Source organism: Olleya sp. HaHaR_3_96 (assembly GCF_019278545.1).
Taxonomy (GTDB): domain Bacteria; phylum Bacteroidota; class Bacteroidia; order Flavobacteriales; family Flavobacteriaceae; genus Olleya.
The window spans coordinates 1,277,738-1,301,287 of the sequence record NZ_CP058987.1; the positions used below are offsets into that span (position 1 = coordinate 1,277,738).

Annotated in this window: 24 protein-coding genes and 1 tRNA gene; 10 read left to right on the forward strand and 15 right to left on the reverse strand. The window is 33.5% G+C overall.

Annotation, left to right across the window (positions count from 1 at the left end; genetic code table 11):
• Positions 1-39: 39 nt before the first annotated feature.
• From H0I26_RS05485 to H0I26_RS05535, 11 genes are all read right to left on the reverse strand, one after another.
• Positions 40-852, reverse strand: a complete 813-nt coding sequence (locus H0I26_RS05485) for a purine-nucleoside phosphorylase (protein ID WP_218701363.1) — start codon at positions 850-852, stop codon at positions 40-42.
• Positions 833-1,456: a TIGR04282 family arsenosugar biosynthesis glycosyltransferase gene (locus H0I26_RS05490; RefSeq protein WP_218701364.1), complete on the reverse strand. Its 624-nt coding sequence runs from the start codon at positions 1,454-1,456 to the stop codon at positions 833-835. The genes H0I26_RS05485 and H0I26_RS05490 overlap by 20 nt, the downstream gene beginning before the upstream one ends.
• A 405-nt stretch (positions 1,457-1,861) precedes the next feature.
• Complete coding sequence (locus tag H0I26_RS05495) at positions 1,862-2,377, reverse strand: rhodanese-like domain-containing protein (RefSeq protein ID WP_218701365.1); 516 nt, start codon at positions 2,375-2,377, stop codon at positions 1,862-1,864.
• Positions 2,378-2,381: 4 nt separating this feature from the next.
• Entirely contained in the window at positions 2,382-3,209 is an 828-nt protein-coding gene (locus H0I26_RS05500) for a metallophosphoesterase family protein (protein ID WP_218701366.1), read from the reverse strand.
• Positions 3,194-4,528 (reverse strand): sodium:solute symporter family transporter, encoded by a 1,335-nt coding sequence (locus H0I26_RS05505; protein WP_218701367.1) that lies wholly within the window; start codon positions 4,526-4,528, stop codon positions 3,194-3,196. The genes H0I26_RS05500 and H0I26_RS05505 overlap by 16 nt, the downstream gene beginning before the upstream one ends.
• Positions 4,529-4,531: 3 nt before the next feature.
• Complete coding sequence (locus H0I26_RS05510) at positions 4,532-5,977, reverse strand: SusD/RagB family nutrient-binding outer membrane lipoprotein (protein ID WP_218701368.1); 1,446 nt, start codon at positions 5,975-5,977, stop codon at positions 4,532-4,534.
• A gap of 10 nt (positions 5,978-5,987) precedes the next feature.
• Positions 5,988-9,179 (reverse strand): SusC/RagA family TonB-linked outer membrane protein, encoded by a 3,192-nt coding sequence (locus H0I26_RS05515; protein WP_218701369.1) that lies wholly within the window; start codon positions 9,177-9,179, stop codon positions 5,988-5,990.
• A 41-nt stretch (positions 9,180-9,220) separates the two neighbouring features.
• The gene (locus tag H0I26_RS05520) at positions 9,221-9,907 is read right to left on the reverse strand and encodes a DUF2064 domain-containing protein (protein WP_218701370.1); all 687 of its coding nucleotides are present in this window, start codon (positions 9,905-9,907) and stop codon (positions 9,221-9,223) included.
• A gap of 36 nt (positions 9,908-9,943) precedes the next feature.
• Positions 9,944-10,999: an arsenosugar biosynthesis radical SAM (seleno)protein ArsS gene (arsS, locus tag H0I26_RS05525; protein WP_090838003.1), complete on the reverse strand. Its 1,056-nt coding sequence runs from the start codon at positions 10,997-10,999 to the stop codon at positions 9,944-9,946.
• A 59-nt stretch (positions 11,000-11,058) separates the two neighbouring features.
• Entirely contained in the window at positions 11,059-11,394 is a 336-nt protein-coding gene (locus H0I26_RS05530) for an arsenosugar biosynthesis-associated peroxidase-like protein (protein ID WP_090838001.1), read from the reverse strand.
• 87 nt (positions 11,395-11,481) lie between these two features.
• Complete coding sequence (locus H0I26_RS05535) at positions 11,482-12,318, reverse strand: alpha/beta hydrolase (protein WP_256935269.1); 837 nt, start codon at positions 12,316-12,318, stop codon at positions 11,482-11,484.
• A gap of 323 nt (positions 12,319-12,641) precedes the next feature.
• On the opposite strand from H0I26_RS05535, the gene H0I26_RS05540 reads away from it, so the two are divergent.
• The 4 genes from H0I26_RS05540 to H0I26_RS05550 all read left to right on the forward strand — a co-directional run bounded on the left by H0I26_RS05540 (position 12,642) and on the right by H0I26_RS05550 (position 15,808).
• Positions 12,642-13,883: a cation:proton antiporter gene (locus tag H0I26_RS05540; protein WP_101016695.1), complete on the forward strand. Its 1,242-nt coding sequence runs from the start codon at positions 12,642-12,644 to the stop codon at positions 13,881-13,883.
• Positions 13,884-13,888: 5 nt separating this feature from the next.
• Positions 13,889-14,014: a hypothetical protein gene (locus H0I26_RS19675; protein ID WP_256935270.1), complete on the forward strand. Its 126-nt coding sequence runs from the start codon at positions 13,889-13,891 to the stop codon at positions 14,012-14,014.
• A 298-nt stretch (positions 14,015-14,312) separates the two neighbouring features.
• Positions 14,313-15,320 (forward strand): hypothetical protein, encoded by a 1,008-nt coding sequence (locus tag H0I26_RS05545; protein ID WP_218701372.1) that lies wholly within the window; start codon positions 14,313-14,315, stop codon positions 15,318-15,320.
• Positions 15,317-15,808, forward strand: a complete 492-nt coding sequence (locus tag H0I26_RS05550; protein ID WP_218701373.1) for a nucleoside-triphosphatase — start codon at positions 15,317-15,319, stop codon at positions 15,806-15,808. Before H0I26_RS05545 ends, H0I26_RS05550 begins: the two co-directional genes overlap by 4 nt.
• Here the strand turns inward: H0I26_RS05550 and H0I26_RS05555 are convergent.
• The 4 genes from H0I26_RS05555 to H0I26_RS05570 all read right to left on the reverse strand — a co-directional run bounded on the left by H0I26_RS05555 (position 15,805) and on the right by H0I26_RS05570 (position 17,756).
• Positions 15,805-16,179 (reverse strand): hypothetical protein, encoded by a 375-nt coding sequence (locus H0I26_RS05555; protein WP_218701374.1) that lies wholly within the window; start codon positions 16,177-16,179, stop codon positions 15,805-15,807. The two genes, H0I26_RS05550 and H0I26_RS05555, sit on opposite strands and share 4 nt — an antisense overlap.
• Before the next feature lie 121 nt (positions 16,180-16,300).
• Entirely contained in the window at positions 16,301-16,804 is a 504-nt protein-coding gene (locus H0I26_RS05560; protein ID WP_218702043.1) for a GNAT family N-acetyltransferase, read from the reverse strand.
• Between the two features lie 273 nt (positions 16,805-17,077).
• Complete coding sequence (locus H0I26_RS05565) at positions 17,078-17,551, reverse strand: nucleoside deaminase (RefSeq protein WP_218701375.1); 474 nt, start codon at positions 17,549-17,551, stop codon at positions 17,078-17,080.
• A gap of 129 nt (positions 17,552-17,680) precedes the next feature.
• Positions 17,681-17,756: transfer RNA gene (locus H0I26_RS05570), tRNA-Phe, on the reverse strand.
• A 187-nt stretch (positions 17,757-17,943) separates the two neighbouring features.
• On the opposite strand from H0I26_RS05570, the gene H0I26_RS05575 reads away from it, so the two are divergent.
• From H0I26_RS05575 to H0I26_RS05600, 6 genes are all read left to right on the forward strand, one after another.
• Positions 17,944-18,675, forward strand: coding sequence for a type III pantothenate kinase (locus tag H0I26_RS05575; protein ID WP_218701376.1), 732 nt, complete (start codon positions 17,944-17,946; stop codon positions 18,673-18,675).
• On the forward strand, positions 18,672-19,979 hold the full coding sequence (locus H0I26_RS05580) for a hypothetical protein (protein WP_218701377.1): 1,308 nt from the start codon (positions 18,672-18,674) through the stop codon (positions 19,977-19,979). The genes H0I26_RS05575 and H0I26_RS05580 overlap by 4 nt, the downstream gene beginning before the upstream one ends.
• Before the next feature lie 19 nt (positions 19,980-19,998).
• Positions 19,999-21,330, forward strand: a complete 1,332-nt coding sequence (locus tag H0I26_RS05585; protein ID WP_218701378.1) for a hypothetical protein — start codon at positions 19,999-20,001, stop codon at positions 21,328-21,330.
• Entirely contained in the window at positions 21,330-21,884 is a 555-nt protein-coding gene (gene lptC / locus H0I26_RS05590) for an LPS export ABC transporter periplasmic protein LptC (protein ID WP_218701379.1), read from the forward strand. Before H0I26_RS05585 ends, lptC begins: the two co-directional genes overlap by 1 nt.
• Before the next feature lie 61 nt (positions 21,885-21,945).
• Positions 21,946-22,131 (forward strand): hypothetical protein, encoded by a 186-nt coding sequence (locus H0I26_RS05595; RefSeq protein ID WP_218701380.1) that lies wholly within the window; start codon positions 21,946-21,948, stop codon positions 22,129-22,131.
• A complete protein-coding gene (locus H0I26_RS05600; RefSeq protein WP_218701381.1) occupies positions 22,132-23,421 on the forward strand; it encodes a hemolysin family protein in 1,290 nt (429 codons plus the stop codon).
• The last annotated feature ends 129 nt before the right edge of the window (positions 23,422-23,550 follow it).

Sequence of the window (23,550 nt, forward strand, 5' to 3'; positions counted from 1 at the left end):
GTTGTCGGTATCAGTAGTATTAAATACTTTTTCTAACTATTATAGTGTTTCCATTAAACCTTTAAATAACGTAATCATATCTGGTTCTGCTTGATTAGCCATTGCAATAATTTCGCTAATATCTACCGGTTTTAGATTACTTGGGTCGCATTCGTCTGTTAAAACTGACACAGCAGCCACTTTTAAATTTAAATGATTAGCAACAATTACTTCTGGAACAGTACTCATCCCAACAGCATCGGTACCAATAATTTTTAACATTCTGTACTCTGCTCTAGTTTCTAATTGCGGTCCAACAACGCTAGTGTATACACCTTCGTGTAATGTGATGTTGTTTGCTTTAGCAATTGCTTTAAATTTTTTGTTTATTTCTAAATCGTAAGGCGCACTCATGTCAACAAAACGTTCGCCTAATTCTTGAACACCTTTAAAGGCTAAAGGAGAACTTCCTTGAAGGTTAATATGATCGTCAATTAGCATTAATTCACCTTTCTTAAAGTCTAAATTAATGGCTCCAGAGGCGTTAGAAACTAGTAATGTTTTAATCCCTAGTTTTTCCATAACTCTAACAGGGTAAGTCACGTCTTCCAAACTGTAACCTTCATAAATATGAAAGCGACCTTGCATAACAATTACTTTTTTACCTGCTAGATTTCCGAAAATTAATTTCCCTTTATGAAACTCGACAGTCGCTGTCGGAAAATTAGGAATATGATTATAACTTACTTCTTCTATAATCTCAATTTCGTCTGTTAATTTACCTAATCCAGTACCTAAAATAATACCAACTTCAGGATTGTTAAAACCTTTTTCTTGTAGGTATTCGACTGTTTTATTTATATGTTTTATCATGTTCTATTAAAGCTTTAAGTGTGTGGTTATTTTTAATGTCTTCGTAAGTGTCGACATCATTTAGTTGTTCTAACAAAAATACGCTTTCATTTTTTAAATTTTTAATAGTGTCATCAAATACCGTTTCGGTTCCCCAATTTTTATTTTCAAAGACGTCTTTATATAGTGTTTTCATGCCTAAAAGGTAATACCCGCCATCTTCAGCAGGACCAATAGTAACGTCGTTAGTGTCCAATGTATCAAATGCTTGTGTAATATGTTTGGGTTGTAAATCGTGTAAGTCACTACCAACAATGACAATTTTAGAATAACCAGCGTCAAAACCAGCTTTAAAAGCATTTTGCATTCGGATACCTAAGTCGTCACCAAACTGTTGGTGTTTTTGATATATGTTACTATCCCAAAGGTCGTTTTCTCTAATTTTCACCGAGTAGTATACAGCTTTGTCGCTGTCAATGTTGCGTAAAACACTTTCAGTATGTTCTAGTAATTTTATATATATCGCTAAAGCGGAAGCTTCGCCGATGGTTTTTGCTAATCTTGTTTTTACTTTACCTAACTCTGGGTTTCTGGTAAAGGTTATTATTAGGTTTTTGTTGCTCATTAATTATGTTTTTATTTTGTTCATTTTGTCTTGATACACTATTTAGGATGGAATGTCTGCTAGACATTTTATTCTAAATACAAAACCAAAAAATCATATCAAAATCAGGAAATTGCTTTTGCATCATTCACTATCAACCGGAGTTCAATTAATCATAAAAATATAATAATTAACGTTATTTTAAAATCTCAGTGTCAGGTTGAGCGCAGTCGAAACCTTTCAAAAATATAAACATATTGAACTTTCGACTGCGCTCAAGATGACATTCTAGTTGAAAATAACTTAAAAAATAATAATCATTAAATTAATAATCGTGCTCAGACTATAAGTGTTTCGTGCTTAAAGCTGCGCTTTGTATCTACACACTTTCGTTATAATTTTTTATATGAATTTAGACGTCAAGTTCTATTCTTTCTTATTTGGTTTAACTTCAAAGACCTGTTCTCCTTTTGTTAACCATTTGCTCCATGCTTCATTAAAAGTGTGGACTTGTTCTGTTTCTTTTTCTTCCGAATCAACTACAATAAAATCGTTGTTTTTCCATTCGAAAATACCGCCATAAAGATTAAGTACCTTTGTGTAGCCTTCGTCTTTTAGCTTTTTCGCAATTGTTTCTGATCGTATTCCAAGTGAGCAATAGACTACTATTTTTTGATTTTTGTTAGTATGTTTTTCTGTGACTGTTTTAATATCAAAAAAGTCATAACCAACTAACATTGCATTTTTAATATGACTCACTTCAAACTCTTTAGGCTCTCGCGCATCTAGTATAACAGCGTCAGTTTTTGGCATTGCTAATTCTTGTACGGTAATATACGGGACGCTATTTTTGTTGTGTTTTTTTAGTAACTCTTCCAGCGTGTCTTGCGCTATACTTTGTGCAGCAAAAAGACTTATAAATAAAAATAATAATGTTTTCATAGGGTTATAAATTAATTCCGAAACCTTGTAAACCACTTTCTATTGCTGGTAAAATTTCAGTGTTATCCCAAATTCCCGTAATAATGGTTCTTGCATATTCTTCTGGCAACAATCCATTTTTCATTAAACTATTGGTCAACTTATAATTATAGTCGAGGTTATGGTGTGTAAATTTCATTTCGCCATTAACATCTTCTAAAATAGCATACCATACTTGCGGAGTACCATCATTAGCAGGCATCCCAATAACACCTGGATTTAACCATAGTTTTTGGTCTTGTTCATGGCTAAAAGGCAAACCGCAATGTCCAGCAATAATAACATCACTATTGGTGGCTTCTAATGTTTTTGATTTAACAGACCAGTCTGTAGATTTAAACACAAATTCTGATACATTAAAGTAATCACCATGTACAACCGCTACTTTTTTGTTGGCATAGTTAAATGTTATATGATCAGGAATAGTTTTAAGATGTTCAATGGAGTTTTTACTCAGCTGACTTTGGGCAAATGGATACCATAGTTTTGAAAACCCATCACAACGTGAGCCTTCAGTAAAGTCGCAACCACAATCTTCTTCGCCTTCAATAAGTTGTATTTCTACATTACCTAAAACACTATTTGCTTTCCATAATTTAAACAGTTGGACTGTTTCTTCTGGTTGAGCGCAATAGCCAACAATATCTCCAGTACAAATGCAGTTTTCTGGTTTGATCTCTTCTTTTTCGGCAATAGCTTTAAGTGCTTCTAAAGCTTGTAAATTACTGTAAACGCCTCCAAAAAGAAGCACTTTGCCAGATAATGTGCCAATATGTTTTATTGTTTTATCCATCTAGGAACGAAATATAAAATGTTACAACTAAAAATCCCCCAAACATTTACCCAAAGTAAATCGGCATAACGCCCTTTAGTAAAAATTAATGCCTCAGGAAAAACTTTAAATATTAATAAAAACCCAAAAAGTAAGCCACAACCCACACTTAAATAAAAACTGATTTTGGGTACTTTATAATTCCAGAATAAAAAGATTGGTGTTAAACCAATGACCATAGTTCCGGAAATGGTGGTTGCTGATAGGATTTCGGCATTAAAAAAGATTGGAATGGTCCCTAATAAGGCAATTGCAACCATTGCTAATCTTCCAAAAGTAAGGCTTTTGCCTAAGCTTAAATCCACAGCTAATAATTTTGAAAATGATGAAAAAGTCGAATCCAAGGTTGATGCTGCTGAGGTAATCATTATAAAATTAATGACTAATAGTACCACCACACCAAATGCTTTTCCAACCTCAACTGCAGCTTGTCCTTTAAAACCTTGTGTTTGTGCGTAAACACCAATAATACTGAATAACACAATACAAATGGCGCCTAATAAACTAGCCCATAAAAAGCTTTTTCTAGTCACTTTAGGAGAACTTATAAAGGCTCTGTCTGTTAAAACGGGATCGTGAAAAGGGTAACTAAACGATTGGATTATAGCTGCAAAAAACAGATTTAAACCTAGTTCAAAACTCCAAGTTCCTGAGGTTGCAATGTCTTTTGCTGTAAAATTTTCAACAGAAAAAATAGTATATAAAATAATGATTAGCAGTACAGAAAACAAGACCATCTGGATCACGTCCGTAAAAATAGAACTACTCAGACCACCTTTGATAGCATAGCTTAGCGTTAGTAATGTAAATACAATTATGGCTGTGTAGTAGCTGGCACTTCCTGTTTCTCCAAAATAAGAGCCAATAACCATGGTGTTACTCCAGACTTCATTAAACAATCTAATAATAATCAAAATAGTAAAAACAGCGACTGCTTTTTTACCAAATTTACTCGTTAAAAATTGATGGATGCTAGTGTAGCCACCTTTGGTGCGTAATTGATATATTAGTAATCCTGCAACTGCAAAACTTAAATAGTAACCAGCATAAGCGACTCCGCCGACAATACCAAAGTCTAAACCTAAATTAGCCGCATTGGTAATGCTTTTTGCAAAAATCCAAGAAATAATAAGGCTTCCCGTTAGGACTAAAACGTTAGGTGATTTTTTATTGTGATTAGCTTTAAAAAACGACTCGGTAGTTTTAGCGTAAGGGGACAGTAAAAACAAGAGTAAACTTGATCCTACTACCAAAATCCATTGCCAAATTTCTGTACTCATCTGTTAGTTTTCGTCCCACCAAACTGGGAAGTTTATATCGTTACCATTTGTTGCATTTGCAGCTTGATTATAATTCTCAGCATTTAAAGCATCTTCCTCTGCAGGATAAGGCATTCTAACCGGAATTAAACCATTATTTAAACTTGCAGACACGGTGTTAAATTCAGGGAAACCTGTACGTCTGTAGTCTACCCAGCTTTCATAACCATTAATAATATTAGCAATCCACTTTTGAGTCATTATTTGTTGTAACGGTGTTGTGCCAACAGCATCATAAGCTGCGTTACTTGTTAAATAAGTTGCTGGTAAATCAGTCTGCCAATATTCAAAAGCTTGTGTTACTCCTGTATTGTATAACGCTTGTGCATTTGCTGTAATTAACCCTTTTTCGGCAGCTTCGGCTAGTGTAAAGTAAACCTCCCAAGAGGTCATAAAATTAGCATCTAAAACCGAGGTGTCTTCTCTAAAAGCAGTGCCTGCTAAAGAATATTCTGCTAATGCAATAGATGTTGATGAGGCATCAATACCATTTAGTAAACCGTTATACTCATTAGTTGTGGCGTTTTCAAAAGGTCTGAAAAAAGTACCTATTCTGTTATCGTTTAAGTCCGTTAATAGATCCTCCATAGTTTCCGATAGTACAAAATTATTGAAATCTCCAACACGCAATTGTGCTAGTCTAAAGCTGTTTGGATCAGTATTGGTAAAGTTAAATACTGCGTTTTCAGCTGTAGCTGAAATAAAATCGCCTGAGTTGTATAAGGCTTGTAAGTCTTCCGAAACATCGATTTTATCCGATAGTCTCATTAAATATTTCAACTTTAAACTATTAGCAAAAGTTATCCAAGCTTGCAAATTTCCATCAAATAGAATGTCACCTTCCAAAGGAATGGCTAAGCTGTAATTTTGGATAGCTGTAACCCCTTTGTCTAAGTTATCAAGGATTCCGTTCTCATCTAAATAAATAGATTGCTGCGTATCATAAGTTGGTGTAACGGTTCCGTTAACACCGTTAAAGGCTGCAAAGTAGGGCACATCTCCAAATAGATCTGTTAATCCTGCTGCCATATACGCTTTCAGAATTAAGGCCGGACCTTCATATACTCGAAAAGTAGCTGTTGTTCTGGATTGCGTTAGTATGATTTCGTTATCACGCAAGTTTGTGTAAAAAATAGGCCAAGGATTTCCTCCTAGTTGTGGCGATTTTAAATCATGTCTGTCAAATAGGTTAAAGTCCAAAGCAGTTCTGTGTTGCGATAATAAATCACCTGCAACAAAACCTTCGTAACTCATTTGTTCTCCAAAATCGTAAATAACTTGACGTAACAACAAACTTGGTTGTACAGTGTTTGGAGCGTTAGGATTAGTATTAATGTCTTCAAAGTCCTTGGTGCAACTTGTAGTTAAAACAAGCGCGAAAAAACTTAATATATATAATGTGTTTTTCATGATGTTGCTCTTAAAAATTTAAACTGGCTTTTAATCCAAAACTACGTGATGAGGCATAACTCATGTCTTCCACACCACTTACAAAACCATCACCTTGAACCGCTAATTGTTCTGGGTCAAAATGTGGGTTTTCTGTAATAACAAACAAGTTGCGACCAATTAAGGATATGTCAATATCGCCACCTTCTTCTAAGCCTAAAAAGCCTTCTTTTAGTTTAAAATTGTAACCAATAGAAAATTGTCTCAACTTTAAGTAAGACGCATCATAGACATTGTTTTCTTCATGGTTTCTGTCGTAAAATTGTCTGTAATAGCTTTCGGCAGATACCGCAACGGTGTTAGGCTGTCCAGAAGTAGTTACACCTTCTGCAACAATACCATCTTCAGGTCTGTACTCGGTTTCTGCTAATTGTCCTCCTACATTACCTAAAGCACTGGTTCTTGATACAATCTCTCCACCTTGTCTCCAATCAAACAAAAAGCTTGCAGTCCAATTTTTATAACTAAAATCGTTATTCCAACCTAATGTAAAATCTGGATTGTAATTCCCTAGTTTTTTAAGTGTATTGTCTGCTATATAGCGTCCGTCGCTATCAATTATAAATTGTCCGTCTTCATTTTTAAGATACCCTGTACCATAAAAGTCTCCAATTTGCCCACCTTCTTCAACTTGAAACCAAACGGTTTGATTGGCACTGTCGTAAATTCGGCTATAAGCCAATGTTAAACGACCATCAGCTTGCGGTAACTCTTCAATAGTTGCTTTGTTTTTAGCGAAGTTAAACGTCGTGTTCCACTTGAAGTTATTGGTTTTTATCGGTGTGATACCTGCAATAATTTCGATACCAGTCGATTTTACTTTACCACCGTTAACGACTTGTTGCTCATAACCTGAGGATATAGGAATAGGTAATGATATAATCTGGTCTTTGGTAATTGCATTGTAATAGGTAAAGTCAAAACGGATACGGTCATTTAGAAAACGTACATCTGCACCAAACTCGTAATTAGTGGTGCTTTCAGGTTTTAAATTAGCGTTAGGAATAAAGTCTTGATTGCTAAAAGTTGGTTGACCGTTATAGGGTGTTTGAGAGATAAAAGCGCCCGAGGTTTGATAGGCATTAGTATCGTTTCCTACTTGTGCTACACTGGCTCTTAGTTTAGCAAATGACACCGCTTTTGGAAGTGTGGTAACATTAGATAAGATAAAGCTGGCTGAAGCCGAAGGATAGAAAAATGAAGTCCCATCTACAGAAAAAGGGGTTGCTAAAGCACTAGACCAATCATTACGTCCTGTAATATCTAAATATAGAAAGTCTTTGTAACCCAATTTGGCAATACCGTAAAAAGAATTAATACGTTTTTTAGAGTCAAACTGAAACACTTCAATAGGAGATGCTGCATTATTTAAACTAAAAATACCAGGTTGTGCTAAATTAACAGTTTGAGCTTGTTTTGTGAATGCCTTCTGGTCTAAACGATTTCCTCCAGCGGATACATCTACTTTAAAATCGCCAAAGTTCTTATTGTAATTTAATAAAAAGTCAGTGTTAATTTCTCTGAAAAACACATCGTGCTCTGCGTAAGCACCATTTTTAAATCGGTTGCTAGAATAACTGCGTTTTAATTCTCTTTTTTCTGAAGAGTAGTCCATTCCTGTTCTTAACTGTAAACTAAAGGCATCGGTAAATTGATGCTTAAAAGCTACATTACCAAACACACGATCACGATTAAAACTGTTGGTGTTTTCGTATAGAATAAAATAGGGGTTATCAAAAAACGTGTAGTTAAAGCTATATTGTTGCACACCTTCTAAACCCGGTTGCCAATAATTTTTTAAACTATTAATATCTAAACTTCTTGGTCCCCAAGCTACTAAGCTGTAATTTACGTTTTCACTACCATAACCGTTAGATGGTCTATTATCACTAGTTGAGTTAGTGTAAGAAATAGAGGTTGAAATCGTGGTTTTATCCGTAGGTTCAAAATTTAGTTTTGCAGCAACGGTTTGTCTGTCTAAATTGACACCAGGGATAATAGATTCACTTCTTAAATCTGTAAAAGACAAACGATAATCTCCTGTGTCAAAACCATTAGAGATCGCAATATTATTAATTGTTGTGACGCCAGTTTGATAAAAGTCTTTTAAGTTATCAGGATTGGATTTTAAGAGTGTTGGTGTAATAGTGTCTCCGTTATATAAAGCAGTATCGCCACCACGTACAATCGTTCCGTTTGGCAACACGACAGGACTATCAAATTGCGATGCAAAATTACCTGCGTCCAATTGTGGCCCCCAAGAATAGGTAATATTGTCGTTAATACCACCACCAAGACCATCTACATATTCAAACTGACCAGAATTACCTTGTCCGTAACTATTTTGAAACTCTGGTAATCTAAAAGCAGAATCCACAAATACAGAGGTGTTAATACTAATCCCTAAGCCTTTTGACTTTTTACCACCTTTAGTTTTTATTACAATAACGCCATTAGATGCGCGCGTACCATATAAAGCAGCTGCACTTGGTCCTTTTAAAACCGAAACCTCTTCAATATCATCCGCATTAACATCCATTGCGCCATTTCCGAAATCTATTTCCTGAAAACCTGCAGCAGCTTCGTTTGTAAAGTTAAAAACTGTATTGTTATTGATAGGGACACCATCGACTACAAACAAAGGATTGTTGTTAGAGAAAGAGGCTTCACCACGAATCGTGATTTTTGAAGATGATCCAACACCTGTTGCACCTTGAGAGATCGTCACACCTGCTAATTTACCTGCTAAATTGTCTAAAAAATTAACCGCTTTAACTTCTGTAAGTCCTTTTGAAGATAAAGACTGTACCACATAACCTAACTCTTTTGTGTCGCGTTCTAACCCTAAGGCTGTGATAACCACTTCGTCTAAACTTGAAGCATCTTCAATTAAAGCAACGTTTATAGTGGTTTGATTAGTGATGGCTATTTGTTGTGTTTTATACCCAATAAACGAAAACGATAACGTCTCCATATCGTCTAAAATAGTTATTGAATATTGCCCTTCATTATCCGTAATTGTTCCGCTGTTGTTGCTAGTCACAATGTTAACGTATGGTAATGTTTGACCATCTTCAGCACTTGTAACGGTGCCTGTAATTGTAGTTTGCGCTATGCTAAATGTAGATACAAGAAGCAAAGCACATAAGTAAATGTGTTTCATTTAAAAAGATTAGTTTCAGTAATAAAATGACTTAAAAGTCTTTAGTTTTTAATCGAAACTAATTGTGGAGAACCTTTATTAAAAAGGGCGTGATTTATAGTAAAATCTATAACTATAACAGTGTGTAAAAGTATCGCTTTCGCGGAAATACAAAGCTGGAGTAATACTGTTTTTACTGATTTTGAAATAGTTTTATAGCTATTTAATATTGAAGATATATCTGAAGCCGAATCAATATCAACCAAAGTTTCTAGTAAACTGAAGTTAATATGATTTACAGATAGTAACTGTAATGTGGTTGTTTTTAACGCTGAGGTTTGCCAAGGAAGTTGACTAAAACGTTTAGTATTAAATAACGCTTTATTAAGTCCCATTAAATAAAAACCACCATCCTTAGAAGGGCCAAAGACTAACTGATTGTTATTTAGTTTTTGGTTCGCATCATTTAAATGCTTGGTTTTTAAATGAGGTGTGTCATTTCCTATCGAAATAATATTGGTAAAACCTTTATCAAAAACGGTTTGTATTGCATGACTAAAACGCGCACCAAAAGACGTTCCTTCTTGCTGCGTTTCAGTGAAATGGAAATAGGGTAATCCCGTTTTTTTCACCTTATTAATGGTTTCATTAGTCAATGTTTCAAACAACTGACTATCTGCAAAAGATTTGCGCTTAGCATCCTCTTTAGCAGAATTTGAAAAAATTAATATGGCAGTTTTTTTTGTCATTTTTTAATTTCCGCGTAAGCGAAAACGCTATTTTAACTATGCAACAACACCTTGACAGCTGCTTCCTGCGCCTGCAGTACAACCATAACAATGTTGAGAAATTATAATGTTTCGTCCCTCTAATAATTCTGTTTTATACTCAGAAATGTGTTTAGATTTACTGTTTACAGGTAGTTCTAACATTTGATTAAAATCACAATCAAATAAATAACCATCCCAACTTACAGACAAGGTATTAGTACACATGACGTTTTGTACGGCTGCAGGATTATAAGCTTCTACTAAAGAGTACATGTAATCTTCATAGTTTTCTGAAGCAATTAAATAATCTAAAAAACGTGCAATTGGTAAGTTTGTAATAGCAAATAAGTTATGAAATTGAATGCTAAAATCTTCTGATAGTGCTTTCTTAAAATCTTTTTCCATAGCCATTTGATCACCAGGTAAAAATGCGCCTGAAGGATTATAAACTAAGTCTAGTTTTAAGTCGCTTCCTGGCATACCATAACCAACAGCATTTAATTCTTGTAACGCTTTTATGGACATGTCAAAAACACCTTCACCACGTTGTTTATCTGTTTTTCCTCTAGTCCAGTGTGGCATAGAGCTTATAACATGGATATTATGCTTTTTGAAAAATTCTGGTAAGTCGTAATATTTTTTATTAGCACGAATAATGGTTAAATTAGAACGTACAATAAAATCTTTAATTCCAATTTTTGAAGCTTCTTCTACAAACCATCTAAAATTTGGGTTCATTTCTGGAGCACCTCCCGTTAAGTCTAAAGTATGCGCGCCAGTTGTTTTTATAACATCCAAGATTTGTTGCATGGTCTCTTGGGTCATGATTTCCTTTCGGTCCGGACCTGCATCTACGTGGCAGTGCTCGCACACTTGATTACACATGTAACCAACGTTAATTTGTAGTATTTCTAGCTTTTTCGCTATAAGCGGAAATTGACCAGTTTCAGAAATTTTATCTTTAAAAGTCGGTAATTCGCCATCAGCAAAAATACCACCAGACAAAATCTCTAATTGTTTATTGCTTTTTGCTAAATCGCTTCCTAGTTTTTTAAGGGACTTTGTTGCCATTAATACAGTTATCTTGTTTGTAGTCTACCTACGAAATTAATTAATCAGTGGTTTTAATACTAACCATCTAGTTTGTTTACTTTGTTCATCATTTGCACACCATGTACTAAAGTTGCACCGCTTTTTATAGCTGCACCAACGTGAATGGCTTCCATCATTTGCTCTTTTGTAATACCACGTTGTAAGGTGTCTTTGGTATAAGCGTCAATGCAGTAGGGGCATTGCTCTGTATGCGCAACAGCTAATGCTATTAATGATTTTTCTCTAGCAGTTAAAGCGCCTTCTTCAAATACTTTTCCATAATAGTCAAAAAACTTGTTTCCAAGTTCTTCATTCCATTCTGTTATTTTTCCGAATTTTCTTAGGTCTGCTGGATCGTAATATGTTTTTGCCATTATGATTTTTTTTAAAGATATAAATCTAAAACCGTTTTGTCGTAAAGTTTTAGTAGTACTAACAAAAGTACCTAAATTTATGATAAATTAATAGGTGGTAGGTTTTGGTAATGTGTATTTTTTGGTTTGAATAACCTCGTTTTCTAGGACTGTTTTATTTAAAAAATAAAATATAGCGTCTAGATCTTCAGGATGCACATTTGCAGCATCGTGAGTCCCGTTTTTAACAATGTTTAAAAAGTAAGACGCTTCTAAAGTGTCTAGTTTTTCTGTAATGGTTTTAGAGCCATGTAACATCATGTATCCTGGTTTTTTAGGCTGGCAATTTTGGTGTGGAGCACTACCATAAGGTACAGCGCCGTCCTCTGTGCCATGTGTAAGTGCTATGGGTATTGCATTGTCAATAGTTAATGAATCTATGTCTAAAAAGGCACCAGCAAATCCAATGACACCAGCAAATGTAATGTCTTTATATGCTGTTAAGTCAGGGATAAAAAAACGTCTCATAAAGGCAGCGTGTAATGCGGTTTCTGCACCAGAACTACTTCCTGCTGCTATTATTTTTGTAGTGTCTACTTGTAACATCGTACTATTTTGATAGATAAAATTAGTGGCGTCTAAAAAGTCGATAACTGCTTGGTTAAAGGTAAAAAGCTTATCCTCTTTACTGCAATTGCAACCAAAACCTGTTTTTGTACCTTTTCTTAATAATCTGTAAGTAATAGAAACACCAATATATCCATTTTTATTTGCTGCATTTACAATGTTGATCTCGTCAATACCATTACGTCCGCCTCCCGAAAAACCGCCGCCATGCATCCAAATAACAACTGGTAAACTATCTGTTGGTTTTATATTCTCTGGCGTATAAACATCTAGTTTAAGTGTGTCTAATCCTTTGGTGGCATAGGTGTAAGTTTTCATGTTTTGTGCTGGACTTGAGAGGTAGGTTAATATTAGGATTACTAGATATAGATTTTTCATAAATCGTATTGGGAACAAAAGTTTGCTCAAAAATAGCGGAATTTTTCTGACAATTATTTTCTTTTTAATTAAAGTGTTGTGATTAAATAGCTAATAGATTTAATGTTTAAATCAAAATTGTGTTTTATCGGTCTGTGTTTAAAACGTGTCGTGTTGTAGTAATGTGGAGTAATATTTTAATTTATGTTAGTCTTTTTCTTAATACTTAATTAGTGATACTTTGAAGATATAAATTTTTAATTTAGCGTTAAATATATTTTTCTATGGACTATTTTGTAATTGCTTCTGTATTAGTGTTTATGGCGGCGACTTTTGGCTATCTAAACGTGCGCTTTTTAAAAATGCCAAACACTATTGGTTTAATGCTAATTACAATCGTGTTTACATTTGCGGTTTTTGTACTTAGTTATTTTGATGATACATTACTAAATGCTGAGCGTTTTATTATCACGCAAATAGACTTTAAAGAGGTTTTACTTGATATTATGCTTAGTTTTCTGCTTTTTGCAGGAGCACTTCATACTAATTTTGAACAACTTAAAGTGCAACGTTGGCCTGTTTTAGTGTTTGCAACATTTGGTGTTTTGTTGTCTACATTTTTAGTTGGTTTGATAATGTTTTATGCATTGCCGATTGTTGGTCTGCATGTTGATTTTGTTTACTGCTTATTGTTCGGTTCGTTGATATCGCCTACAGATCCTATTGCTGTTTTAGGTATTCTGAAAAAAGCAGGTGCACCAAAAGGATTAGAAACTAAGATTGTAGGTGAGTCTTTATTTAATGATGGTGTTGGGGTTGTTATATTTTTAACCATTTTTAAAATAGCAAGTTTAGGTATTGACAATGTGAGTGCTTTAGAGGTAGCGGAATTGTTCGGTTTAGAAGTTGTAGGAGGAATTGGGCTAGGTTTGGTTTTAGGTTGGATTACGTATAGATTAATGAAATCTATAGATGATTATGATATTGAAGTTATTATAACCTTAGCGGCAGTTATGGGAGGGACTGTATTAGCACAGAAATGGCATATTTCTGCACCTTTAGCAATGGTTACAGCTGGATTAGTTGTAGGTAATGATACTGTTAGAAGTAGTGCCATGTCAGAAACCACAGAAGTTTATGTCGATAAGTTTTGGGAGTTAATAGATATTCTTTTAAACACCATTTTATTTGTTTTAATAGGAATGGAAATGTTAGTACTTACCTTTAAAATGGAATATTTATTGGCTGGTTTAATAGCGATACCTCTAGTGTTAGTGTCTAGGTATTTGTCATTATTAGTGCCTATAAAGTTTTTTGAGAAAAAATTAAATTTTGTGCCAAAGACCAATTTAATCATGACTTGGGGAGGATTGCGTGGTGGGATTTCTATAGCATTAGCTTTGGGGCTTACAGAAGCTATGGAACGTGATTTATTTTTAGTAATTACTTATGTTGTTGTGGTCTTTTCTATTGTGTTCCAAGGGTTGACTGTTGGTAAACTTATTAAAAGACTGGAAGTTAAATAAGTACTATGCAAAATTGGATAACGCTTTTAGCTGAATTTAAACAAGAGCAAATTCCTATTGCTTTTATTACTGTTTCCAAATGTTTGGGGGCAACACCGTGCGTTGTTGGTTCTAGAATGATAGTGACCTAAAATAGAGTTGCATGTAAAGAGGCGTAGAGAAGGTGAGTAAAAAATTGTGCTTTTGACAAAATACTAAAAGTTGTTAATGCAATCACTATTCCTGAAAGGGTAACTTGTTGCTTCAGTTGGTTTAGACATTGGTGGCATACACCAAAGGGAATTGCTATAAGCGTTGTTGCACAATTACTACAAGTGCATTATAAAAGCTTAGCTAATTTAATACTAAGATTTAATGATAATATCCCCTCGAGTGGATTACAGGGGTGTCCTGTATGTAAAAGAATGGCTATTATTGCAGCAACTAAAAATGAAAAAAAACAAATCAATCATAGATAAATTAACTGCGCTTTGGGCTTTAAACGAGTCCGGTTTAGGTGGTTTTTTGCATGTGTTTAATTCACCTTTCACAGGCTTGATTGTTGGTGGTGTTTCAATATTGTTAATTAGTTTAATTGCTTTTTATGTTAAAAACAAATGGCAAACTATTTTAAAAGCATTGGTTATTGTCTTAATTGTTAAAATGGCGGTAAGTCCATATTCTCCATTCGGAGCTTATGTTGCGGTTAGTTTTCAAGCGCTTTTTGGTGCATTTTTATTTTCTAACTTTTCTTGGAAAGGTTTTGTGTTATTGGTTTTAGGGATGGTGACTTTTTTAGAGTCCGCTTTGCAAAAGCTAATAGTGCTAACAGTGGTTTATGGTACAGGTCTATGGGAAGCTATTAATATTTATGGCTCATGGGTTCAGAAAAAATTAGATTTTGTTTCAGAAACCTCTACCACCTCTTTTTTAGTGACGATGTATCTTGTTGTATATGGTGTTTGTGGACTATTAGCGGGTGTCTTTATTAAAAGTATTATTAAGATAATAGCAAGTAAACCTGAAGTCGATTTTTATTTACAAACAATGCCAAAAGAATCGGAAAGCACTAAAAGAAAAGTGTCCTATAAAACCAAAGTTATTTGGGTTTGGCTAATCACGGTTGCCATAATTGTTTTAGGGTTTTCAATATTTGGAGGTGCCCTTTTTGGGTGGCAAAAGGCTATTTATATCGTGTTTCGTAGTTTTCTTATTTTAATGTTTTGGTATCTAGTAATTGGTCCTTTTTTATTAAAATTGGTTCAGAAATACTTAAGTAAAAAGGAATCTAAGTACCAGCAGGATATTACTAATGCTATGGATTTGTTCCCTTATTTTAGGCAGATTATTTCCTATACCTGGAACCACACAAGGCATTTGAAAGGATTTACTCGATTTAAGTTTTTTATGGCGAATAGCATTTCTAATTGTATTCATTTTAAAACGCCTACGGAATGATTTATATCCTTACGGGAGCAATACGATCAGGGAAGACTACAGCGTTGTTAGATTGGTCTAAAAGTAGAAGTGATGTTGATGGATTATTGTGTCCCGATGATGTTAACGGTAAGCGCTATTTTCTTAAATTAAAAAGTAAAGCGACTTTTAAACTTGAAGCTGAAGCTGAAGCTGAAAATGAAGTTATTGTTGCTATAGGGAATTTTAAGTTTTTGCAATCGGCTTTTAATGAAGCTAATGACTATTTGATTTTAGAAGCTTCTAAAGCAGAACGTCACTATTTAATTATTGATGAAATAGGAACGTTAGAATTAAAAAATGAAGGCTTGCATGTTTCAACCGAAGCTTTGATTTCTCAGTTTAGATCTAATGATGACACATATCTTATTTTGGTAGTCAGGGATTATTTGTTGGACGCTGTTTTGAAGCATTTTGGGATAACTGAATGTTCTATTCTGACTACAGAAGATTTTAAAAATTTAATTTAACTAAAAATAGTTTCGCCTAAAGCATAATATATAGCCATTATAGCGGAGTATATCGCACTTCCTAAAAAGCGCCATTTTAATTTAATTCGGTTTTGAATAGTGTAATTTGCTAAAAAAGAAATAGGAATATTTACTAAAAAGGACCAAAAGGCAATTTCTATTAAATTAAAACCAATGGCATTAAATTGTCCTGAAAATAGTTTGATAAACAACAAGTGTCTAGCAACCCAAAGTGGATTAAAGTATGCTATGGCTAAACCCGTTTTAGATAATACAGCGCGTGCACCTTTTAAATCTTTAGTTTTTTTTACTATCCAATCAAAATAGTTAGGGATTTCAAATGCGTAAAAACTGGCGCCAACAAATGCCATTCCTAGTAGTCTGTGCCAAGAAAATTCGTCAACAATTAAAGCTGCTATTGTGTCTCCAGCACTATAAATTAGTGCACCTTTTAAGATGTTTTGTGTTTTGTAATGTAGTGCGATAAGGCGTTTATTTTAAATCAGATTGTAGTAAGCAATAAATTTCGCTATCCAAAAATTGACCATTGTAATAAAAATTTTCTCTAAATAGAGCTTCTAATTTAAAGCCAAATTTTAGTAGTAGTGTTTTTGAATTGACATTTTCAAGATTAACATTGGCTGAAAAACTGTGAAGATTTAAATCTCTAAAGCCAAAATTAATTAGTGTGGTTAAGGCTTCTGTCATATAGCCTTTACCCCAAAAACTGGGATTTAGAATATAGCCAATTTCACCTCTAGAATGTTGTTGGTCAATGCTCCAAATTCCAAAGTTACCAATAATAGTATTGTTTTCTTTTTCAATAATTGCCCAAGTTATTCCTTTTTCTTCTTTAAAAGCTTTTATGTAGCCTTCAATTCTTTGTTCAGTATCTTCAATACGTTTTGGTATTGTTGTGTCCATGTATTTAGAGATCGCTTTATTGCTTCTTAGGTTTAAAAGCGTTTGCGCATCTTTTTTTTGTGTAAGCTTTATAGAATAGACGTTCGCTTTCTAGTTCGGGAAAAACATCGAAAACAGACTTGTTTATTTTTGTTTCTTTAAACATTTAGGCTTTTGTTTATACAGGCTCATTAATACACTTTTTAAATGTCATTGGTGTGATTGGAAATGAGATAAAAAATAAGACTATAACGTCAATTCACGTGATAGCCTTAAGCAAAATAATCGAGAAGCTTTTCTTATTTAGAGCTTCTCGATATATTCTGTCCATAAAGGTAAGTACGTCGAATTGAAGTATCCGTTTATTTAGTACTCAGTTTTATCCATTTTCTTAGTCCATTCTTGAAAAGGCTCTAATGCAATGTCACGAGCTAATTGCTCAAACGGGATGCTTCTTTCTGCGTATGGTAGTGGGATTTCTTTGTAAATAAATTCGTCATCAAAACCAATATTGGCAGCATCGACTTGATTACTGCCGTAATATACTTTGTCTGGTCTGGCCCAGTAAATCGCACCTAAGCACATTGGACAAGGTTCGCAAGAGGTGTATATTTCGCAACCATCTAATTGAAACGAGTCTAGATTTTTACAAGCATCTCTAATAGCGGTCACTTCTGCATGTGCAGTTGGGTCGTTAGTAGAGGTTACTTTATTGTTTCCGCGTCCTACAATTTTTCCGTCTTTAACAACGACACAACCAAATGGTCCACCTTCGTTGTTGTTCATTCCTTTTAAAGCTGCGTTTACAGCTTCTTTCATAAATTGATCTTTATTACTCATACTAAAATTTAAATTTTTAAGTTGAAAAATGTAGCATTAGCTAATATACTACTTTTTTATAGTGAATTATGACTCTTTGGTTTAGTTCTTTAAACCAAAAAACCCGATTCAGATGAATCGGGTTTTTTCTGGTGGTGCCTCCAGGAATCGAACCAGGGACACAAGGATTTTCAGTCCTTTGCTCTACCAACTGAGCTAAGGCACCAGTAGCAATTAATTGCGAGTGCAAATATAGTTTCAATTTTAGAACTACCAAAGAAAAAAGTGAAAAATTTACAATATTTTTTTGCTTTTCTTCCTTCGTAGGGTTTAATAATCTCAATGTCAGTATTATAAAATTATTAAGATTTTTATAGTAATGGTTTTGTAAGTTTGCTCTTTTTAGAAATTATATGAATTTAATAATAGATGTTGGGAATACTAGGACTAAACTAGCTGTTTTTAATAATAACAAAATAGAAAATAAGACTGCTGTAGAGACTAAGTATGTTTTAAATTCAATCCAACAAATTTTAGAGACTCACACTAATGTGAGTTTAGCTATAGTGTCTTCGGTTGGATTATTGGAGGACGCCGTTTTGATATATTTGAAAGCGCATTTAAAAGTGTTGATTTTAAATCATGAGACACCGGTCCCTTTCACTAATTTATACGGAACACCTAAAACATTGGGTATAGATAGGATTGCATTAGTTTGCGCTTCTGTACAACAATTTCCAAATAATAATGTTTTAATTATCGACGCCGGAACTTGTATTACTTATGATTTTATAAATAAAGATAATGAATACTTAGGAGGAGCGATTTCTCCAGGTATCAGAATGCGTTATCAAGCATTGCATAATCAAACGGCCAATTTACCGTTATTAGACACAAAAATGCCTGAACAATTAATAGGGAATTCAACAATTGAGGCAATGAATAGCGGAGTTGTCTATGGCGTTTTAAATGAAATGGATGGTATTATTAATGAATATCAGACTATATATTTAGATTTAACAATTATTTTAACAGGTGGAGATGCTAATTTTTTGTCTAAGCAATTAAAAAGTAGCATATTTGCCAATTCAAATTTCTTACTAGAAGGTTTGAATTATATATTACAATATAACACAGTCGAATGATAAAAAAACTTGGATTAGTTTTTATTGCACTATTTGCAATTCAAAGTTACGGTCAGAATGGAACAGCTTCACCATATTCTTTTTATGGTATAGGAAGTATAAATTTTAAAGGGTCCGTAGAGAACCGAAGCATGGGAGGATTAGGTATCTATAAAGATAGTGTCCATATTAATTTTCAGAATCCAGCAACTTTTGCAGGAAATAATTTGGATTTGTGGAATAATGAATCTAGACCTGTTAAGTTTACAGTTGGAGGTAGTACTACATCTACCAATCTTAAATCAGAGAATGGTAGCGATAAGACACAGAGCACCAATTTTGATTATTTAGCATTATCCGTACCTGTTGGGAAATTTGGTTTTGGTTTTGGACTGCAACCTTATTCATCGGTTGGTTATAAGTTGGAAAGCAGAGATGCTGAGGATAGATTGGATTATAGATATACTGGTGAAGGTGGATTAAATAAGGTGTTTCTAAGTGCTGGTTATCAATTGAATAAAGCGTTAAGCGTTGGTATTCAGGCGGATTATGATTTTGGGAACATACAAAACAATACTATAAATTTCGCATATAATAGTGATGGAGAATTTCTTCAATACCAAACAAAAGAATATACACGTTCTGATTTAAGTGGTTTGAATTTTAATGTAGGGGTTCATTATCAAGACATGATTACTGATAAATTGGAATTACAGGCTTCTGCAACATATACACCGCAAACGGACTTAACGTCTAAGAATGAAAGAACATTTTCAACGATAACAGTAGATACTGAAACCGGATCTGAATTTGTTTTTAATGAACTTGATGCAGATTTAGTGTCTTCAAACTTAGAAGAAACGGATTTAACGTTACCATCAAAATTAAGTTTCGGAGCAGGTTTAGGTGAACCAAGAAAATGGTTCGCAGGTATAGAGTACACAACTCAGAATACCAGCGAGTTCTCTAATCCTATATACGATAATGTAGGTGCAACGTTTGAAGATGCTTCAAAATTATCATTAGGAGGTTTTTATATTCCAGAGTATAATTCGTTTTCAAAATACTGGAAAAGAATGACTTATAGAGCGGGTATGCGTTTTGAGAATACTGGCCTTAATATTAATAATGAGACGATAAAAGAGTTTGGCATGTCTTTTGGAGTAGGTATACCAGTTGGGAATGTGTTTTCTAATGCTAACGTAGGTTTAGAGTTTGGTAAGAGAGGAACAACAAACGCTAATTTAGTAAAGGAAAACTTTGTAAGTTTGCAACTAAGTTTATCGTTAAATGATAGATGGTTCCAAAAAAGAAAATATGACTAACAACATAAAATTTAAGATTATGAAAACTAAAATTACTTTATTAATAGCTTTGATATTTGGGCTTAATATTGGGTTTGCTCAAAGCTCTGAAGAATGCATGACGAAGTTGTCTTTAATGACGGAAGCTACAAAAGCAAAAAACTTTGATGCTGCTTATAAGTCTCTTAACGAATTGAGAAAAAATTGTCCTCAATACCATATGGGAATCTATAAATATGGTGAAGATATTTTAGAGCATTATATAGATACTAAAACTGGTGAAGAGAAAAAAGCTAATGTTTTGGACTTGATTAAGTTATGGGAAGAGAGAATGGCTAATTTTCCTAATGATAAAAAAGTAGGAGAGTATCCTTCTAAAATTTGTCAATTAAAATATGATAATAAAACTGAGTTAGGATTGTCTGATCAAGATTTATATAACTGTTTTGATGCATCATACAAATCTGATAAAGATAACTTTAAGAATGCTAAAAGCTTATACGTTTACTTTAAATTGATGGTTAATCTTTTTGATGCTAAACAAAAGACAGATCAAGAATTATTTGATAAATATGATGATGTATCAGATAAGATTGAAGTAGAAATTGAGTATAACTCTAAAAAATTAAATGAGTTAGTGGTTAAAGAAGATGCGGGTACTGCCTTAACTAAAAAAGAAGGTAAATACAAAACGTATTACGGTGCTATGGTTGATGCTTTTGATAAAGTACAAGATGGTGTTGATAAAGAATTAGGAGATAGAGCTAATTGTGAAAACTTAATCCCGTTATATCAAAAAGATTACGAAGCAAATAAAAATAATGCTGTTTGGTTACAAAGAGCGATGAATAAGTTATATCAAAAAGGATGTAAAGATGATGCAATGTTTACAACCATTGTTAAGCAAAAAAACATCATCGAGCCTAATGCAAGTACAGCTTACTACCTATATATAATTACAGGAGAGCAAAAGTATTTAAACCAAGCAATGGATTTAGAAAAGGACCCTATTAAAAAGGCTAAATTAAACTATACAGCTGCATTAGATTTTAAAAAGAAAGGTAACTACGGAAAGGCAAGACAATATTTTCAGGAATCTTTAAGTCTTAATCCTTCTAACAGAAAGCCATATGAGCACATCGCTAGAATGTATGCTGCAAGTGCAAATAACTGTGGGACTACAACATTTGATAAGCAAGCAGTGTTTTGGTTAGCAGCAAATGAAGCTAATAAGGGAGGATATTCTTCTTTAGCATCTAGTTACAATGCAAAAGCACCATCTAAATCTGATATTTTTAGTTCTGGTAAAGCTGGACAAACTATCAAAATTGGATGTTGGATAGGAAGAAGTGTAACCGTGCCAAGCCTATAATGCAAATAGATAAATCACATATTATTAAAAACTCAGTCATAGCATTTGCTATGACTTTGTTTTTTACATGTAAAAGCAATTTAGAGGATGTTAAGCAGCTTAGTATGTCTGCTAACGATCCTGTAGGGATTTCTGATAGTATTAATGTTAAGCGTACGGATTCAGGACGGTTGTCTGCTAATTTAATAAGTCCAAAGATGTATGATTATAGTAACAGGATGTTTTCTTATTCGGAGTTTCCTGATGGTATAGTTTTACATTTATATGACAAAAATGACGCGCAAACGACTATTATTGCGGACTACGCTATTATTTATAACAATACAGATGTTATAGATTTAAAAGGTAATGTCATTGCAGCAACACCAACAAAAGATACTTTGTTTGCAGAGCAGTTATATTATGACCAAAGTAAAGAATGGTTGTTTACTAATCTACCAGCAACCTATAGGTCTAAGGGGTATGTGACTAGTGGTAATGGATTTGATTCCGATAAAGATTTCAAAAAAGCTGAAATTCTAGGGGTTACAGGTCAGTTTGCCGTGCAAGAATAATTACTTCTTTTTAATAACGGCTCACTTTTTTAGTATATTTACTTAACTATAAAATTTTTTAATGAAAACCTTTAAGTTTTTTCAATACGCCTATTTAATATTTGCAGTGCTTTTTTTATATGACGCTATTGCAAATTGGGGAGATTCCAAAGCATATATGTCTTTATTGTTAGGGGTAACAGCTGTTTTTATGTTCTTTTTTAAACAAAGATTTAGTAAAAAGATAGAAAACAAAGACCGTAAATAAATGGTGTCTTCAATTATCATCATTATTATTTGTTTATTACTATCGGCTTTTTTTTCAGGAATGGAAATTGCTTATGTATCCTCTAATAAAATACATATTGAGATAGAAAAAAAGCAAGACGGTTTTTTAGCTAAAATTTTATCTAAAATTACGGCTAAACCTTCAAAATTTATTGCGACGATGCTTATTGGTAATAATATAGCATTGGTAATTTATGCTTTTTTTATGGGTGATTTGTTAATGGATTGGTTTCATAGCTTATTGCCAAGTAATTATGCCTTTGTGACTTATTTATTAACAGACTTAAGTTTATTGTCACAAACCATTTTATCGACTCTTTTGATTCTGTTTACTGCCGAGTTTTTACCAAAAGTATTCTTTCAAATTTATTCAAATACACTACTTAAAGTCCTTGCTTTTCCAGCTTACATTTTTTATGTGTTTTTTAGTTGGGTGTCTGATTTTGTTATTTGGATTAGTGATGTTGTGCTTAAAAAATTCTTTAAAACAGAAGGAGATCAAGTGCAGTTAGCGTTTACTAAAGTAGAATTAGGGCACTATATTAGTGAGCAAATGGAGAGTGTTGAAGCCGATGAGGATATAGATTCAGAAATTCAGATTTTTCAAAACGCATTAGAGTTTTCAGAAGTTAAGGCGCGAGAGGTTATGGTGCCTCGAACAGAGATTATAGCATTGGAACTTCAAGATACTATTCAGAATTTAAGTGCGGTATTTACAGAAACAGGATGCTCTAAGGTTTTGATCTATAAGGAAACTATAGATGATATCTTAGGCTACGTGCATTCTTTCGATTTGTTTAAAAAACCAAAAAATATTGGTGCTATGATTATGCCAATAGAATTGGTTCCAGAAACAATGCTGGTTAAAGATATTTTGAACGTTTTAATAAAGAAACGTAAAAGTATTGCTGTTGTCGTTGATGAGTATGGCGGTACCTCTGGAATAATGACTGTGGAAGACATTGTGGAGGAGCTATTTGGAGAGATTGAAGATGAACATGATACCGTAGATTTAATAGAAGAACAGAAAGACGAGTTTACTTATGTGTTTTCGGCTAGAATGGAAGTCGATTATTTAAACGAAACCTATAAACTTAATTTGCCTGAAGGCGAAAATTACGAAACTTTAGGAGGATTAATTGTCGATCATACAGAGCAGATCCCACTTCAAAATGAAATTGTTTCTACAGAAAAATTTCACTTTAAAATATTAGAAGCTTCAAATACTAAGATTGAATTAGTTGAGCTTACAATTAAAGCAGAAGACTAAGCTTAGGGACTAAATCACCTACTTTTTATCAGTACGATATTCATTTAATTTATTTATTGTGTAAAGTGCTTTTATTATTGAATAGAAAATGGTATTTTCGCCTACTATATTTCACAAAATTTATCACAC

What these genes read in the sequence shown, in the direction of transcription:
- H0I26_RS05555 (WP_218701374.1), bottom strand. Translation starts at nt 16,179, where the DNA reads ATGGCATTTGTTGGCGCCAGTTTTTACGCATTTGAAATCCCTAACTAT.
- H0I26_RS05545 (WP_218701372.1), top strand. Translation starts at nt 14,313, where the DNA reads ATGAAAAAAAACAAATCAATCATAGATAAATTAACTGCGCTTTGGGCT.
- H0I26_RS05500 (WP_218701366.1), bottom strand. Translation starts at nt 3,209, where the DNA reads ATGGATAAAACAATAAAACATATTGGCACATTATCTGGCAAAGTGCTT.
- H0I26_RS05505 (WP_218701367.1), bottom strand. Translation starts at nt 4,528, where the DNA reads ATGAGTACAGAAATTTGGCAATGGATTTTGGTAGTAGGATCAAGTTTA.
- arsS (WP_090838003.1), bottom strand. Translation starts at nt 10,999, where the DNA reads ATGGCAACAAAGTCCCTTAAAAAACTAGGAAGCGATTTAGCAAAAAGC.
- H0I26_RS05520 (WP_218701370.1), bottom strand. Translation starts at nt 9,907, where the DNA reads ATGACAAAAAAAACTGCCATATTAATTTTTTCAAATTCTGCTAAAGAG.
- H0I26_RS05515 (WP_218701369.1), bottom strand. Translation starts at nt 9,179, where the DNA reads ATGAAACACATTTACTTATGTGCTTTGCTTCTTGTATCTACATTTAGC.
- H0I26_RS19675 (WP_256935270.1), top strand. Translation starts at nt 13,889, where the DNA reads ATGCAAAATTGGATAACGCTTTTAGCTGAATTTAAACAAGAGCAAATT.
- H0I26_RS05595 (WP_218701380.1), top strand. Translation starts at nt 21,946, where the DNA reads ATGAAAACCTTTAAGTTTTTTCAATACGCCTATTTAATATTTGCAGTG.
- H0I26_RS05485 (WP_218701363.1), bottom strand. Translation starts at nt 852, where the DNA reads ATGATAAAACATATAAATAAAACAGTCGAATACCTACAAGAAAAAGGT.
- H0I26_RS05490 (WP_218701364.1), bottom strand. Translation starts at nt 1,456, where the DNA reads ATGAGCAACAAAAACCTAATAATAACCTTTACCAGAAACCCAGAGTTA.
- H0I26_RS05530 (WP_090838001.1), bottom strand. Translation starts at nt 11,394, where the DNA reads ATGGCAAAAACATATTACGATCCAGCAGACCTAAGAAAATTCGGAAAA.
- H0I26_RS05495 (WP_218701365.1), bottom strand. Translation starts at nt 2,377, where the DNA reads ATGAAAACATTATTATTTTTATTTATAAGTCTTTTTGCTGCACAAAGT.
- H0I26_RS05510 (WP_218701368.1), bottom strand. Translation starts at nt 5,977, where the DNA reads ATGAAAAACACATTATATATATTAAGTTTTTTCGCGCTTGTTTTAACT.
- H0I26_RS05565 (WP_218701375.1), bottom strand. Translation starts at nt 17,551, where the DNA reads ATGAGTAATAAAGATCAATTTATGAAAGAAGCTGTAAACGCAGCTTTA.
- H0I26_RS05585 (WP_218701378.1), top strand. Translation starts at nt 19,999, where the DNA reads ATGAAAACTAAAATTACTTTATTAATAGCTTTGATATTTGGGCTTAAT.
- H0I26_RS05540 (WP_101016695.1), top strand. Translation starts at nt 12,642, where the DNA reads ATGGACTATTTTGTAATTGCTTCTGTATTAGTGTTTATGGCGGCGACT.
- H0I26_RS05580 (WP_218701377.1), top strand. Translation starts at nt 18,672, where the DNA reads ATGATAAAAAAACTTGGATTAGTTTTTATTGCACTATTTGCAATTCAA.
- H0I26_RS05575 (WP_218701376.1), top strand. Translation starts at nt 17,944, where the DNA reads ATGAATTTAATAATAGATGTTGGGAATACTAGGACTAAACTAGCTGTT.
- H0I26_RS05600 (WP_218701381.1), top strand. Translation starts at nt 22,132, where the DNA reads ATGGTGTCTTCAATTATCATCATTATTATTTGTTTATTACTATCGGCT.
- H0I26_RS05535 (WP_256935269.1), bottom strand. Translation starts at nt 12,318, where the DNA reads ATGAAAACTTACACCTATGCCACCAAAGGATTAGACACACTTAAACTA.
- H0I26_RS05550 (WP_218701373.1), top strand. Translation starts at nt 15,317, where the DNA reads ATGATTTATATCCTTACGGGAGCAATACGATCAGGGAAGACTACAGCG.
- lptC (WP_218701379.1), top strand. Translation starts at nt 21,330, where the DNA reads ATGCAAATAGATAAATCACATATTATTAAAAACTCAGTCATAGCATTT.